Annotated in this window: 12 protein-coding genes; 4 read left to right on the top strand and 8 right to left on the bottom strand. The window is 64.9% G+C overall.

The genetic code is table 11. The features are described from left to right. Window positions 1-252: 252 nt before the first annotated feature. Window positions 253-999 carry a Crp/Fnr family transcriptional regulator gene (locus tag ACD578_RS22300; protein WP_404288596.1) on the bottom strand — a complete coding sequence of 249 codons (747 nt, stop codon included), beginning with the start codon at window positions 997-999 and terminating at the stop codon, window positions 253-255. Window positions 1,000-1,120: 121 nt separating this feature from the next. After that, window positions 1,121-2,368, bottom strand: a complete 1,248-nt coding sequence (locus ACD578_RS22295) for a cation:proton antiporter (protein ID WP_404288594.1) — start codon at window positions 2,366-2,368, stop codon at window positions 1,121-1,123. A 147-nt stretch (window positions 2,369-2,515) separates the two neighbouring features. Here ACD578_RS22295 and ACD578_RS22290 point away from each other — a divergent pair, with 147 nt between their 5' ends. Beyond that, the gene (locus ACD578_RS22290) at window positions 2,516-4,654 is read left to right on the top strand and encodes a transglycosylase domain-containing protein (protein WP_404288592.1); all 2,139 of its coding nucleotides are present in this window, start codon (window positions 2,516-2,518) and stop codon (window positions 4,652-4,654) included. Window positions 4,655-4,804: 150 nt separating this feature from the next. After that, window positions 4,805-5,155, top strand: a complete 351-nt coding sequence (locus ACD578_RS22285; protein WP_404288590.1) for a DUF1330 domain-containing protein — start codon at window positions 4,805-4,807, stop codon at window positions 5,153-5,155. Here the strand turns inward: ACD578_RS22285 and ACD578_RS22280 are convergent. The 4 genes from ACD578_RS22280 to ACD578_RS22265 all read right to left on the bottom strand — a co-directional run bounded on the left by ACD578_RS22280 (window position 5,140) and on the right by ACD578_RS22265 (window position 10,662). Beyond that, window positions 5,140-6,339 (bottom strand): multidrug effflux MFS transporter, encoded by a 1,200-nt coding sequence (locus ACD578_RS22280; protein WP_404288588.1) that lies wholly within the window; start codon window positions 6,337-6,339, stop codon window positions 5,140-5,142. The genes ACD578_RS22285 and ACD578_RS22280 overlap by 16 nt on opposite strands. A gap of 72 nt (window positions 6,340-6,411) precedes the next feature. Beyond that, on the bottom strand, window positions 6,412-8,097 hold the full coding sequence (locus ACD578_RS22275; protein ID WP_404288586.1) for a methyl-accepting chemotaxis protein: 1,686 nt from the start codon (window positions 8,095-8,097) through the stop codon (window positions 6,412-6,414). A gap of 482 nt (window positions 8,098-8,579) precedes the next feature. Further along, entirely contained in the window at window positions 8,580-9,323 is a 744-nt protein-coding gene (locus ACD578_RS22270) for a M48 family metallopeptidase (protein WP_404288584.1), read from the bottom strand. A gap of 76 nt (window positions 9,324-9,399) precedes the next feature. After that, window positions 9,400-10,662, bottom strand: a complete 1,263-nt coding sequence (locus tag ACD578_RS22265) for a polyhydroxyalkanoate depolymerase (RefSeq protein WP_404288582.1) — start codon at window positions 10,660-10,662, stop codon at window positions 9,400-9,402. Between the two features lie 228 nt (window positions 10,663-10,890). Between ACD578_RS22265 and ACD578_RS22260 the strand changes: the two genes are divergently transcribed. Both ACD578_RS22260 and ACD578_RS22255 read left to right on the top strand, forming a co-directional pair. After that, entirely contained in the window at window positions 10,891-12,246 is a 1,356-nt protein-coding gene (locus ACD578_RS22260; RefSeq protein ID WP_404288580.1) for an ActS/PrrB/RegB family redox-sensitive histidine kinase, read from the top strand. A gap of 82 nt (window positions 12,247-12,328) precedes the next feature. After that, on the top strand, window positions 12,329-12,886 hold the full coding sequence (locus ACD578_RS22255; protein WP_152714742.1) for an ActR/PrrA/RegA family redox response regulator transcription factor: 558 nt from the start codon (window positions 12,329-12,331) through the stop codon (window positions 12,884-12,886). Between the two features lie 20 nt (window positions 12,887-12,906). Here ACD578_RS22255 and ACD578_RS22250 read toward each other — a convergent pair whose 3' ends face one another. Beyond that, window positions 12,907-13,449, bottom strand: coding sequence for a DUF6790 family protein (locus ACD578_RS22250; protein WP_404288578.1), 543 nt, complete (start codon window positions 13,447-13,449; stop codon window positions 12,907-12,909). Window positions 13,450-13,565: 116 nt separating this feature from the next. Next, window positions 13,566-14,063 carry an MmcB family DNA repair protein gene (locus ACD578_RS22245; protein ID WP_404293991.1) on the bottom strand — a complete coding sequence of 166 codons (498 nt, stop codon included), beginning with the start codon at window positions 14,061-14,063 and terminating at the stop codon, window positions 13,566-13,568. Between the last annotated feature and the right edge of the window lie 54 nt (window positions 14,064-14,117).

The raw sequence follows: 14,117 nt of genomic DNA, 5'->3' as shown, positions 1-14,117 counted from the left end.
CGAACCGTAAGCACCGCCTGTTGGGCCAAGGCGTGCGCTGGTCCAATGCCGAGTCTCGTCCAGATCAGCCAAGACAGGGTGGCTCATTGCGCGAGCCGGCCGAAGACCGCTTCCGGAAATCCCTGCCGGCCATATCGTCATGCGGCGCCGAAAGGTGTGTCCGGACCGCCACGAGCTGTTGCTCGCCGTCGCAGACCGGTATGCCCTCCTCACCGCAGCCCGTGGCAACGCGCACCGGCTGACAGGCGAGAGTCAGGAGGCCTCCCGCTCACGCTCCAGGTGAAGGTAGGTCGGATCGAAGCCGCCCTCTGCCTTCAGCCTGTCCCAGTCGAGAATGTTCAACCGGTCGCCTTTCAGCTCGATGAGATCATTGGCGCGCAACTCCTGCAGAATTCGGTTGACGTGAACGGTCGAAAGGCCGAGCGCGTCACCGAACTCCGCCTGGGTGATCGGCAGGTTGCAGGCATGGTCCTCCGCCAAACCGACCGCTCTCATGCGCACCAGCATCTCGCATAGGAGATGAGCGATCCGGCCATAGGCTTCACGCTGCCCCATGCTGGTCATCCATTCCCGGAAGATGGCCGAATCGATGAGGGTCTCGCGCCAGAATGCGCTCATGATTCGAGGATGGCGGATGCAGATGTCGTGCAAGGCTTCGTGAGGGATGAAACCCACGCTGCATGGAGTGATCGTGCCCACGCTGGTGTCCAGAACCTTCAGATGAAGGCTTTGTAGATCGGGGATATCGCCGGGAATGTTGAACGTGACGATCTGGCGCTTGCCCTCTCCCGTGATCTTGTAGACGCAGACGAAGCCGCTCAAGATCAGGCATGATCGCGAGGGGCGATCCCCCTCGCGCACAACGTCCTGGTTCTCCTTGAGAGCCAGGACTTGCATCGGCAAGTCCGACAGGGCCTGCCGCTCCTCATCGTTGAGCGTGAAGATGCTCTCAAGCTTGCGGATGAGCGGATTGTGATCCGATTGAAATGAAGCGTGCACGACGGCGCTCCTCCTGTTGAAGGCGGGAGCACTCGGATCTCTCAGCCATCAGCGCCTAGTGACCGGTTACTGATGATGGCTTCAGTATCCCACAAAAGTGAATATCTGTCATTGATTTAGGTTATCCGTCGGCCGTTATCGCAAGCTTGCGGCGATAATCGAGCCGCCGCATCGTCGGCGTCACGGTGATGCCATGGAGCACGATGGAGACCAGGATAATGAATCCGGCCGTGCTCCAGAGAAGATGCCCGTTGTCGAACTTCGCATGCTGCAGGGCATAGGCGAGATAGTAGATCGAGCCGATGCCGCGGATGCCGAAGAAGCTGATCGCCGCCTTCTCGCCAGGGGGAGGATCGGTTCCGATCAGGCCGATCCAGCCGGCGAGCGGTCGCACCACGAACAGCGCCAGAAGGCCGAAGGCGGCGGCCTGCCATGTGAGCGCGGCGAGGAGGTTGCCGCCCGTTGTGGCGCCGCCGAGCAGGACGAGCAGCATCATCATCATGAGCCGCTCGAGTTCCTCCGCAAAATCGTGCAGCTTCTGGTGATAGTCGTGCTCCGGCTCGGTGGCCCGCAGGGCCAAAGCCGCGACGAAGACCGCGAGAAAGCCGTAGCCTTTCACCATCTCGGTCAGGCCATAGGCCACGCAGGTGATGCCGAGCGCCACGAAGCCGGCGCCGGTGCGCGACAGCTTGGCCCGGTTCGGCAGGTGGAAGGTGAGCCAGCCGAGCACCCGCCCGACCAGATAGCCCATGCCGACACCTGCGGCGATCTTCCAGACAACCGCATAGGCGAACCATTCAGCCACGCTCGCCAAGCTCCCCTCCTGCGCGAAGGCGATGGCGAGCAGGACGAAGGGAAAGGCCAGGCCGTCGTTGAGGCCCGCTTCCGAGGTGAGCGTGAAACGCACCTCGTCCTCCTCCTCGTCTCCCGGCGGGCCGACCTGCACGTCGCTCGCCAGCACCGGGTCGGTGGGGGCGAGCGCGGCCGCCAGCAGCACGGCCGCGGCCAGGCTCAGGCCCAGCAGGTTCTGGCCGAGCCAGGCAAGGCCGAGGATCGTCAGCGGCATGGAGATGCCCAGCAGCCGCCAAGTGAGCCGCCAGCGCCGCCAGCCGAAGGGCCGGTCGATCTTCAGGCCCGCGCCCATGAGCGAGATGATGACCACGAACTCGCTCAGATGCTCGACGATGGCGAGTTCCTCACTGGGATGCGGTATGATCCCGGGAAGATCGGGGAAGGCGAAGATCAGCGCCCCCAGGGCCACGCAGAAGATCGGCAGGGACAGGGGCAGTTCCTTGAGAATCATCGGAAGCCAGGCGGTCAGCAACACCACCACCCCGAACCCCGCCAGCACGACAACATAAGCGTTCATCAGGCAGCGAACGCGGCCCAGACTCGGCAGTTCCGGCGGACGGTGGGTTAATCGGTGTTAACCGCCCCTTAAACCGCCACAATTAAGGTGCTCCAGAGCATGAAAGGCCGGACGGTATACCGGCCATATCGATGCGGGGTTTAAGAGGTGGCGAACGGACGTGACCGGCGAGAGCCGGTCTTCGATGCACCCGCTGGGGAAGCGGGGGAGTTGGACTTTCGCCTCTCGCCCGAGGATCGGGCAGGGGGAACCATGGCGCGCAGGCGGGCTTCTTCGAACGGCGGCGACGGGCCGCGCCGCGCCGCCAAGCCAAAGAAATCCAAGCGCAAGGGCGGCCGGTCTCTCCTCAGCAAGCTCGTCTATGCCGGCCTCGTGCTCTGCCTCTGGGGCGTCATCGCCGTCGGCGGCGTCGTGGCCTATTACGCCTCGCAGCTGCCTCCCATCGACCAGCTCACGGTGCCGAAGCGCCCGCCGAACATTGCCATCATGGCCAGCGACGGCTCGCTTCTCGCCAATCGCGGCGAGACCGGCGGACGCACCGTCACGCTCAAGGAGCTTCCGCCCTACCTGCCCAAGGCCTTCGTGGCCATCGAGGACCGGCGCTTCTACGACCATTTCGGCATCGATCCCGTCGGCATCTCCCGCGCGGTCTATCGCAATCTCGCCCATCGCGGCGGCCTGCAGGGCGGCTCGACCCTCACGCAGCAGCTCGCCAAGAACCTCTTCCTGACCCAGGAGCGCACCGCCTCGCGCAAGATCCAGGAGGCGATCCTGGCGCTCTGGCTCGAGCGCAACTACTCGAAGGATCAGATCCTCGAGCTGTACCTCAACCGGGTCTATTTCGGCGCCGGCGCCTATGGCGTCGAGGCCGCCGCCCAGCGCTATTACGGCAAGTCCGCCCGCAACGTGTCGCTTGCGGAAGCCGCCGTGCTGGCGGGCCTCGTGCAATCGCCCTCGCGTCTTGCCCCGAACCGCAATCCCGATCGTGCGCAGGCCCGTGCGGAGCTGGTGATCGCGGCCATGAACGAGCTCGGCTTCATCACGCCGGGCATGACCAAGACGGCGCTCGGCACCCCGGCCGAGCCCGTGCGCCCGAACGGGGCCGGCTCCGCCAATTACGCCGCCGATTACGTGATGGACGTGCTCGACGATTTCGTCGGCAACGTCGAGGCCGACATCGTGGTCTCCACCACGGTCGAGCCCTCCATGCAGGCGGCGGCCGAGCGCGTTCTCGTGGACGAACTCAACGCCAAGGGGCAGAAGTTCAACGTGAGCCAGGGCGCGTTCGTCGCCATGCAACCGGACGGCGCCGTCAAGGCCCTGGTGGGCGGCCGCAATTACGAGTCGAGCCAGTTCAACCGGGCTATCGCTGCCCGCCGCCAGCCGGGCTCGTCCTTCAAGCCCTTCGTCTATCTCACCGCCGTGGAGCGCGGCTACACGCCCGACACGGTTCTCGAGGACGGCCCGGTCAATTTCGGCGGCTGGGCGCCCAAGAACTACGACCGCAAGTATCGCGGGCCCATCGCCATGCGCGACGCGCTGGCGCTCTCGCTCAACACCATCGCGGTGAAGCTCAACATGGAGGTCGGGCCGAAGGCCGTGGTGCAGACGGCGCAGCGGCTCGGCATCTCCTCGCCGCTGCAGGCCAACGGCTCGCTGGCGCTCGGAACATCGGAGGTCACGCCGCTCGAACTGGTGAGCGCCTATGCGGCCTTCGCCAACGGCGGCACCGGCGTCGTGCCTTACGTGATCACCCAGGTGAAGACCACCGACGGCAAGCTGGTCTACAAGCGCCCGAACGCGGGCGGTCTCGGCCGCGTCATCGACCCGGGCGTCGTCGCGATGATGAACGAGATGATGCACAACACCTTCGTGGTCGGCACCGCGCAGAAGGCGCAGATTCCCGGCTGGTCGCTCGCCGGCAAGACCGGAACGACCGACGACTACAAGGATGCGTGGTTCGTGGGCTTTTCCGGCAGCCTCGTCGCCGGCGTCTGGCTCGGCAACGACGACGGCACGCTCACCAAGCGTGTGACCGGCGGCAACCTGCCGACCGAGGTCTGGCACAACTTCATGAAGATTGCCCTGAAGGACCAGCAGCCCGTGGCGCTGCCGGGCAGCGAGCGCTTCCGCACCCCGTCGGATGTGCCCGTGGCCGGTGTCGGAGGCGATCCGCGCTACGCCAATGCGGGCAACGGCGACAATGCCTGGATCCCGCCTCAACCCGCTCCCCAGCGCCGCGCCAGCCGCGAGAAGAACTTCTTCGAGAAGCTGTTCGGGCTTTGAATGCAGCACCGTCATGCCGGGGCGCACCTCTGGTGCGAACCCGACATGACGGTAAGCGGACGAAAATCTCGCCGATCATGACCTGGCACGTAATCGCCAACGCTCCTTCGGCCCGGCATGCTCGCTTCATCACACAAGGAGGAGCACGCCATGCCTGCCTATGCTGTCGGTCATCTGCACGATGTGAATGTCGGTCCGGACGTCATCGAATATCTCAAGCGCATCGATGAAACTCTCGCGCCGTTCGACGGGCGGTTCATCATTCACGGAGGACCCGTGTCGGTGGTGGAGGGCTCCTGGTCGGGCGACCTGATCGTGATCGAGTTCCCGGATAAGGACAGCATCCGCGCCTGGTACGACTCACCCGCCTATCGGCAAATCCTGCCCCTGCGCACGAAGAACTCCCGGGGCGCCATCTTCTTCATTGACGGCGTTTCGGACGATCACAAGGCCACCGATGTCCTGGCCGGGATCCCGACGATGGATCAGCCCTTGGGCTGATGCCCTCGCGCCCGTCCCGTCGCCAGGAACAGGGCAAGCGCCAGAACGCCCGTCGTGGCGATGGTGGCGGGCAAAGGAATCGCGGAGGCGTCGAGGTTGCGCCCCAGGAGAATGCCCACGATGGCGGCAAAGGTCATCTGGCAGATGCCGAGCAGGGACGAGGCCGCGCCGGCGCGATCCGGAAACGGCATCAGGGCCGAGGCCATGGATTGCGGCATGGTGAGGCCGACGCCCACGCCATAGATCGCCATGGGGGCGCTGATGCTCAAGGACGACGGGACACCCGCCAGCACCAGAGCCAGCATGGTGACGCCGCCGAGCGCCAGGCACGTCACCCCGAGCCTGATGGTCCCGTCGAGCCCGTAGCGCCCCACGAGAGACTGAGCGAGCGTGGTGCCGGTGATGAAGCCCGCCACCACGAAGGTGAAGGAAAAGGCGAACGACAATTCGTCCAGGTGATAGATCTTCTGCAGCACGAAGGACGAGCCGGAGATGAAGGCGAACAGCCCGCCATAGGTGAGCATGGAGAGGCCGACATAAGTCCGGTAGCCGGTATGTCCCAGCAGAAGCCGGAATCCCCGCAGGATCGAGAGAAACGAGATCGGCACATCCGATTTCCGGCGGATGCTTTCCGGCATGCGTAAACTGATGACGGCGGCCATGCCTAGGCCGAACAGGATCATCACGCCGAAGGTCACGCGCCAGCCCGTGAAGCGCTCGATCACGCCGCCGAGGATCGGGGCCGCCGCCGGCACCACGCCCATGATCGTGCCCATGCGCGACAACTCGCGACCGGCCCGCGGCCCCTCGTAGAAATCGCGCACGATGGCGCGCCCGAGCACGATGGGACCGGAGGCGCCGAGCGCCTGCAGGAAGCGCGCGCCGATCAGGGTCTCGATGTTGGGCGAGAGCGCGCAGATCAGGCTCGCGAGCGTGAAGAGCCCGAGCCCGAAGAGCAGCACGGGCTTGCGCCCGATCCGGTCGGAGATCGGCCCGTAGAAGAACTGCCCGGCGGCAAAGCCGAGAAGGAAGGCCGAGAGGGTGAGCTGCGTCTGCCCGGTCGTCGCCTCAAGTCCCGCCGCAATCGCGGGCAGCGAGGGCAGATACATATCCGTCGAGAGGGGCCCGAGCGCGGTGAGAAGCGCCAGGACGACGGTGAGGGCCAGCGTATCGGGTTTGAGCATGAAACGGGTTCAACAATGACAGGCACGCCCGGTTAAGCGGAAACCGCGTGCCTGTCATCTGTTTTAGGCGTGTCAAGCGGCGCGGACGGTCGCCAGGAAGTTGTTGACCTGATCGCGCAGATGCTCCGCCTGGCCCACGAGAGCCGAGGACGATGTCAGCACCTGATGGGCGGCGGTCTCCGTTTCCTCGGCCACCTGGGCCACCCTGTTGATGTTGGCCGTCACTTCGCCCGTGCCCGCGGAGGCCTGGTTCACGGAGGAGACGATCTCCTGCGTGGCGGCGCCCTGCTGGTCCACCGCGATGGCGATGCTGCTCGACACGTCGCTCATCGCCTGGATGCGCTGGGTGATGCCGTTGATCGCCTCCACGGCCTGCGAGGTCGAGGTCTGGATCGCGGCGATCTGGCTCGAGATGTCGGCGGTCGCCTTCGAGGTCTGGTCGGCGAGCGACTTCACCTCGGTCGCCACCACGGCGAAGCCGCGGCCGGCCTCGCCGGCGCGGGCGGCCTCGATGGTCGCGTTCAGCGCCAGGAGGTTCGTCTGGCCGGCGATGGCCGAGATCATGTCGATGACCGCACCGACCCGGTCGGCGGCGGCGCTCAGCTGCGAGACGATCTCGTTGGTCGTCGTCGCGGCCTGCACGGCCTCGCGGGACATGATGGCGGATTGCTCGACCTGGCGGCTGATCTCGCCCACGGAGGCGCCGAGTTCCTCGGTGGCGCTCGACATGGCGAGCACGTTGGCCGAGGTCTGTTCGGCTGCCGCCGCAACGGCCGTGGAGCGCGAGGATGTGGCCTGGGCGGAATTCGTCAGCTGCTCCGCGGTCGACTGCATGCGGCCGGCGGCCGTCGAAACCGACTGGATGATCTCGCCGATGGCGCTGTCGAAGGTCTCGGCCAGCTCGGTCATCGTCCGCTTGCGCTGGACCTCGGAGGCCTCGCGGGCCTGAATCGCCTCGAGTTCCAGCGCCTTGTTGCGGACCATGCGGTCCTTGAAGACCTGCACGGCTTCGATCATCAGGCCGATATCGCGGCTGCGATTGCCAGCCGGCAAGTCGACCGCGAGATCGCCATCCGCCAGCCGGCGCATGACCGAGGTCAGGCTGCGCAGGGGCGACACGATGCTGAATTTCGTCATCAGGAGGCTGATCAGCACGCCGAGGACGATGCCGATGGCCGCAACGCCGATCTGGAGCTGGATCGCGACATTCGCACCCTCTTCGGCAGCCGAGCGCATGTCGGCGAGCTTCTTCGCCGTATAGGTGCTGTAGGCCTTCACCGTGTCGGTGACATTGCGCTGAGAGGCCAGGCCCTTCTCGACCTCGGCGTTCATGACCGCCTGTACGTTACCCTTGTCGGACGCCGCCACCTTGATCATGGAGCGGATGGCGTCGAAATAGACATTCAGGGCAGCCCGCATCTCGCCGAGCAGGGTCTTCTCCTGCGAATCCGCAACCGCTTCGAGCTTCTTGAAGCGATCGAGCATCTCCTTCGAGCGGCGTTCGGCCTCGGTGCTGAAATCGGACGCCTTGTTCGGCTGCTGCGCGACCTGATAGGTCATCCGGCTGATGGCGATGATGTCGACGCGCAGGTCCATGGCCTCGCGCGCGGCTTCCTCGCGCAGACCCACGATCTCCATCGCGTCCTTGAGTTTGGACGTCTCGCGCCAGCCCACCACGGCGATCATGGCGGCGACGAGCCCCATGAGAGAAACAACCGCAATCACCTTCTGCGGAATCGAAAAATTCTTCAGTGCCATTGGAATCATGCCCCTGCCGACCGACGGCACGTCCAGCTCTGGGAGAGCGGCCGGATCGACACGCGTCAGGTCTATTGCCCTAACGGCATGTCTGCGGGGCGTTGGTTAAAAAATCGATAAATTGTCCAATGGAAACAAAGGGATTGGGAGCGGATGTCATCCCGGACGCGCTCAGGCGATCCGGGGATCGCGGGCCCCGGTGTCATTCCCGGCCGAAGCGCAGCGGAGGGGAAGGAAATCCATAGCGCTGCGCCTGATCATGGATCCCCTTTCCGGTCCTATGGACCGCCGGGGATGACACTCTCCACGTCATGGCCGTCCCCGGACTTGATCCGGGAATCAGTCCCGGCCATCCCGATCCTGTGGAACGCCGAGCCTTTCCGAACGAGATCACCGGCACAAGGCCGGTGATGACGGGGAGGGGCTATCAGCGGCCCTTTCCCGGCTGACGGCCAGTAAGACGACCTGGCCGCAACGGCCCCTCACCCGATGCGGTGCAGGGCGCTGCCGTAGGTCTTGAGCCAGGCCTCCGCCTCGTCCGTGTGCGGGCAGAGCTGGTAGGTGAGCTTCCAGAACCGGTTGGAATGGTTGAGTTCGCGCAGGTGGGCCACCTCGTGAGCGGCGAGATAATCCAGCACGAAGGGCGGGGCCATGATCAGCCGCCAGGAGAAGCTGAGCGCCCCATTGGCCGAGCAGGAGCCCCAGCGGCTCTTGGTGTCGCGCACGGTGATGCGCTTGGCCGGCTGCCCAAGCTGAGCCGTATGCTTCTTCACGGCCGCGGCGAAATCACGTCTGGCCTCGGCCTCGAGGAAATCCCGCACCCGCCGCGCCACGTGGTTCGCTTCGCCGGTGACGGCGATGATCGGCTCGCCCGCGCCGCCCTTGGTGGCCTGGGTCACACCCCGAATCGTGGACCAATGGACGATCCGGTGCGGGACGCCGCGCAAGGGCACGAGGGCGCCCGGCTCGAACGGCACCCGCTCCGGCACTTTGGCGAGCCGGGTGGCGATCCATTGGCTGTGGCTGTCGGCGAATTTCTGGGCGAGGCCCACATCCGTGCGCTCGGGGATGCTGAGCACGACCTCGCCGGTCGCGTTGGAGACGCGCAGCGTGATCCGTTTGGCCGTCGGACGGCGTTTGAGGGCCACCTTGAAGGATTGGCCCTCATGGAAAACCTTGAGATGAGGCGGGTCCGCAGGGACGCGGCGGAACAGGGCGGATTTCATGTCCGCAATCTGCCCTGTCACGCTGATTCTGTCAGCGCAGCCGTTTGCCGCTCCTAGGAACGTATCAAGAACGGACTCAAGCCCTTGACGACTTCTTCCGGGCTGGTTCTCGATTGTGATTCTCAATGAATTCAACGATTCGAGGAGCGATCTGAGCCCTGAAACGAGAACCGTTGAAGACGCCATAGTGACCGACCCCGGCCTGCAGGTGATAGAGCTTCTTGTCGGACGGGAGGTTGGGGGTCAAGTCGAGGGCGGCCAGGGTCTGGCCTACGCCCGAGATGTCGTCCCGCTCGCCCTCGACCGCCATGATGGCGCAGCGCCGGATGTCCATCAGGTCCACCGGCTGATCCCGGTGCATCATCTCGCCCTTGGGCAGTTCGTGGTTCACGAACACCTTCTCGATCGTCTGAAGATAGAACTCGGCGGTCAGGTCCATGACGGCGAGATACTCGTCGTAGAAGTCCCGGTGCTTCTCGGCCGAATCGCCGTCGCCGTCCACGAGATGGTTGAACATCTCGTAATGGGCGGTCAGGTGCCGGTCGATGTTCATGGCCATGAAGCCGGAAAGCTGCTGGAAGCCGGGGTACACATCGCGCCAGAAGCCCGGATGGGACGGCGGCACCTTGGTGATGCAGTGCTGCCGGAACCAATCGATGCCGCGTTCCTCCGCCAGCCGGTTCACGGCGGTGGGTGAGCGGCGGGTGTCGATGGGACCGCCCATGAGGATCATGGAGCGCGGGGTGGAAGGGTCGTTCTCGGCCTCGAGGCGGGCGATCGCCGCCATCACGGGAACGGCCGGCTGGCAGACGGCCATCACGCTTAAGCTCGGGCCGAATTCCCGGAACATGGCCTTGAGATAATCGATGTAATCGTCGAGGTCGAACGAACCTTCCGCCAGAGGAACCATGCGGGCATCGATCCAGTCGGTGATCATCACCTGGTGGGTCGGCAGGAAGGTCTCGACCGTGCCGCGCAGGAGCGTGGCGTAATGGCCCGACATCGGAGCGACGATCAGAAGCTTCGGCTGATCCTTGGCGCTCGCATGATCCCGTTCGAAGGAGATGACGCGGCAGAAGGCACGCTCCCAGACGATTTTCTCGGTGACCGCCACCTCCTCGTTGCCGATCACGGTGGTCGGCAGGTCGAAGGCGGGCTTGCCGTAGCGCCGCGTGGTGCGCTCGAACAATTCGCAGGCCGCCGAGACGGTCCGGCCATAAGGCGTGTTCGTGAGGGGGTTGTCGGGATTATCGAACAAGTGCTTCGTGAAATCGGTAGCTGCGCGAGCCGGACTCAAAAGCCAATGCGCGGTATCGTACCAAACATAAGAAAAATTCATCTGTATCCCCAAAGGCCGGGCGCCTGGTTCTCGCATATTGCGGTAGGCTTTATCCTCAACCGTAATTTTAAGATTAAAGTTCCTTCAGATTATTGCAACAGCCTAGCTCTTCCCCTGCAAAAACGAACTACATACTTTGGTTTCAGAGCATCCCTCAAGTCGACGATAGGAAAATAGCCCGGTAGTGAATGCTTGGCGAACATACGCGCGGCCCTATTCTGTTCGGTGATGTCCAAAATCGACCAGAAGAGTCTGACCCACCACGCCCGGCATCTGCGCCTCGACACTCTCGTTCGCCTGCGCTGGCTCGCCATCGCAGGTCAGGCGGCGGCGGTCGCCGGGGTGCGCTTCGGCCTCGGCTTTCCCCTTCCCTTCGCCCTGTGCTTCCTGGTCATCAGCGCCTCAATCTGGGTCAACCTTCTCCTGCGCATCCAGTATCCGGCCAGCCACCGGCTCAGCGACAACATCGCCACGGCGCTTCTGGCCTTCGACATCCTGCAGCTGGCGGGGCTGCTCTACCTGACGGGCGGGTTGGAGAATCCCTTCGCCATGCTGTTCCTGGCCCCCGTGCTGATCTCCGCCACGGCCCTGACCCCGGAGCGGACCCTGGGGCTCGGCCTTCTGGCCATCGGCTGCGCGACGCTCCTGGTGCTCGCCCACAAGCCGCTGCCCTGGTATCCCGGGCAGAGCTTCACCCTTCCCTTCCTCTACGTAACCGGAATCTGGGCCGCGATCGTGCTCGGCACGGCCTTCACCGGCATCTATGCCTGGCGCGTGGCCGAGGAAGCCCGGCAGCTCGCCCAGGCGCTCGCCGCCACGGAGCTGGTGCTCGCCCGCGAGCAGCACCTGTCCCAGCTCGACGGCCTGGCCGCGGCGGCGGCCCACGAACTCGGCACGCCGCTTGCCACCATCGCCCTGGTGACGAAGGAACTGAGCCATTCCATGCCCAAGGACGGCCCGGTGGGAGAGGATCTGAAGCTCCTGCAGGAGCAGGTGGAGCGCTGCCGCACCATCCTGACCAAGCTCACCTCCATGGGCCAGGAGGAAGAATCCGAGTTCCTGGAGACGATCTCGCTGAGCCACCTCGTGGAGGAGATCGTGGAGCCGCAGCGCGCCGTCGGCTTCGACGTCACGGTCGAGACGAGCGGCGAAGGGCCGGAGCCCATGGGACGCCGCAATCCCGGCGTCGTCTATGGCCTGTCCAACATCCTCGACAACGCGACGGACTTCGCCGAAAGCCGGGTGACGATCGAGGCCTGCTGGTCGCCTCACGAGGTTTTCATCGAGATCCGGGATGACGGCCCCGGCTACGCTCCCGATATTCTGCTCAGGGTCGGCGAGCCCTATGTGACCACCCGCAGCGCCGCCGAGCGCACCGAGGACAGCGAGGAGGGCGGAGGATTGGGATTGGGCCTGTTCATCGCCAAGACCCTGATCGAGCGCTCGGGGGCCGAATTGACCCTGACGAATACCGCTCCGCCCGCCTCCGGCGCCATCGCACGGATCGTTTGGCCCCGTCATGCGTTTGAACGAGGTGCGGCAATTTCGCCGCAGGGAGATTCCAAGCTATCTCTCAAAGGTTAGAGGAAGAATTCCCATATGAGAGAGGAGCCGGACAGGCTCGCTCATGAAGGAGCTCAGCCTTAAAATGCAAGGAGATGTCCTGATGGCCGATGCGCCTGCCGCGTTCGAAGATCGCGCCGACAAGAGCCTCTTGATCGTCGATGACGACCGGCCGTTCTCGACCCGACTCGCCCGTGCCATGGAAGGCCGCGGCTATCAGGTTCGCGTGGCCGAGAGCGTGTCGGACGGCCTGGCGGCCATCGAAAACGAACCACCGGCTTTCGCGGTGATCGACATGCGCCTCGGAGACGGCAATGGGCTCGATGTGATCGAGCGCCTGAAAAGCCGCCGACCGGACGCCCGCGGCGTCATCCTCACCGGCTACGGCAACATCGCCACCGCCGTGACGGCGGTGAAGATGGGGGCCTTCGATTATCTGGCGAAACCCGCCGATGCGGACGAGATCCATGCCGCCCTCATGGCCCAGCCCGGAGAACGCGCCTTGCCGCCGGAGAATCCCATGTCGGCGGACCGGGTGCGCTGGGAGCATATCCAGCGGGTCTACGAATTGTGCGGCCGCAACGTCTCGGAGACGGCCCGCCGCCTCAACATGCATCGCCGGACCCTGCAGCGAATCCTCGCCAAGCGCGCGCCGCGCTGACTTTCCATGGCAACGAGTGCTTAGCGAGGAAAAGCCGGCCTCGGCATCCCTGTCCCTGTGATCGTCTCGGCCCGTCGCCGCATCCCTAGCAAGACAAGCCCGAAGACCGGCAGCAGGATGTCCGTGTAGAAGATCACGCCGGCATTGCCGGGAGCGTAGTTGTGCGCCTCCACCATCTGCACCGCGTGACCGGCCGCGGCCCCCCAGAGGAAGCAGGCCGGGCCGACGAGCGCGGCCAGGCGCAGGCCGGGGCTGCCTTGGAACGCCATGAATCCCACGACGGAGAATCCGAGGCTCGCGAAGCCGACTTCCTTCTGGAATGGGCTGGTCGGCCAGCCGATGAACGCGGCCGCCATCTCGGAGAAGAAGACGTGCATGACGAAATTGTAGAGGAAGCTGATCCCGAGCGAGAAGAACAGGAACCAGGACAGCAAAGCCTCGATGATTGTGGCGCGGCCCCAGGGGCGCGGGTGTCGCAGCAAGGCGACGAGCGAAGCCACAAGCCCGACGCCGAAAAGGGTCAGGGTGAAATTGCTGAGCAGAAACCTGATGGCCTGTTCCATGATCGCCCCACCATCCTCCCAGCCTGAGAGGCCGCGGGAAGAGTGAAACCCGGCCTGCTGTCATGCAACCGTTCGAAACGGACATGCACAGAAATCACGCTGCGGCAGCGCAGGCCTCAGAGACGCCCGTCCGCGACCCGGTCCGGATCGGCCAGGGCATGGAGCAGCGATGCGGCCGAATGGGCGAAGCGCAGGGTCACGGCCTTGCGGCGCGCGCCGGCGAGCGGATGGTGCGACGCCTCCCGCATGATCGCCGCCCCGAAGCTGTCGGCGATGATCAGGCCGCGATCCTCCGGCAGGATGTCGAAGGGCACGGTTTCCGGCACGGCGAAATAGAACCGGTCGCAGAAATCCTCGTAATCGGGCCATTTCCTGTCGGCCCGGAAATCCGCCACGCTCGACTTGATCTCGATGATCGTGAGCGCGCCGTCGGGCGCGAGCGCGATGAGATCGGCGCGCCTGCCGTTGGCGAGGGTGAATTCCGGCAGGGTCACATGGCCGAGTTGCGAGAACAGGCGGCGCACGCCGCGCTGGACACCGGCGGCAACGGTGGATTGGCGGCCGTCGGCGGGCAGGACGATGGGACGAGAGAGAATGGCAGGCGAATCGGACATGGCGTCTAAGGTACTGGCCCGCGATGAACCCGCAACGGTTCCATTGTCGCGCTT

It is taken from the genome of Microvirga sp. RSM25 (genome assembly GCF_044784385.1).
GTDB lineage: Bacteria > Pseudomonadota > Alphaproteobacteria > Rhizobiales > Beijerinckiaceae > Microvirga > Microvirga tunisiensis.
This window is presented reverse-complemented; position numbering and strand designations above follow the sequence as displayed.

What these genes read in the sequence shown, in the direction of transcription:
- ACD578_RS22295 (WP_404288594.1), bottom strand. Translation starts at nt 2,368, where the DNA reads ATGAACGCTTATGTTGTCGTGCTGGCGGGGTTCGGGGTGGTGGTGTTG.
- ACD578_RS22285 (WP_404288590.1), top strand. Translation starts at nt 4,805, where the DNA reads ATGCCTGCCTATGCTGTCGGTCATCTGCACGATGTGAATGTCGGTCCG.
- ACD578_RS22280 (WP_404288588.1), bottom strand. Translation starts at nt 6,339, where the DNA reads ATGCTCAAACCCGATACGCTGGCCCTCACCGTCGTCCTGGCGCTTCTC.
- ACD578_RS22275 (WP_404288586.1), bottom strand. Translation starts at nt 8,097, where the DNA reads ATGGCACTGAAGAATTTTTCGATTCCGCAGAAGGTGATTGCGGTTGTT.
- ACD578_RS22270 (WP_404288584.1), bottom strand. Translation starts at nt 9,323, where the DNA reads ATGAAATCCGCCCTGTTCCGCCGCGTCCCTGCGGACCCGCCTCATCTC.
- ACD578_RS22265 (WP_404288582.1), bottom strand. Translation starts at nt 10,662, where the DNA reads ATGAATTTTTCTTATGTTTGGTACGATACCGCGCATTGGCTTTTGAGT.
- ACD578_RS22260 (WP_404288580.1), top strand. Translation starts at nt 10,891, where the DNA reads ATGTCCAAAATCGACCAGAAGAGTCTGACCCACCACGCCCGGCATCTG.
- ACD578_RS22255 (WP_152714742.1), top strand. Translation starts at nt 12,329, where the DNA reads ATGGCCGATGCGCCTGCCGCGTTCGAAGATCGCGCCGACAAGAGCCTC.
- ACD578_RS22250 (WP_404288578.1), bottom strand. Translation starts at nt 13,449, where the DNA reads ATGGAACAGGCCATCAGGTTTCTGCTCAGCAATTTCACCCTGACCCTT.
- ACD578_RS22245 (WP_404293991.1), bottom strand. Translation starts at nt 14,063, where the DNA reads ATGTCCGATTCGCCTGCCATTCTCTCTCGTCCCATCGTCCTGCCCGCC.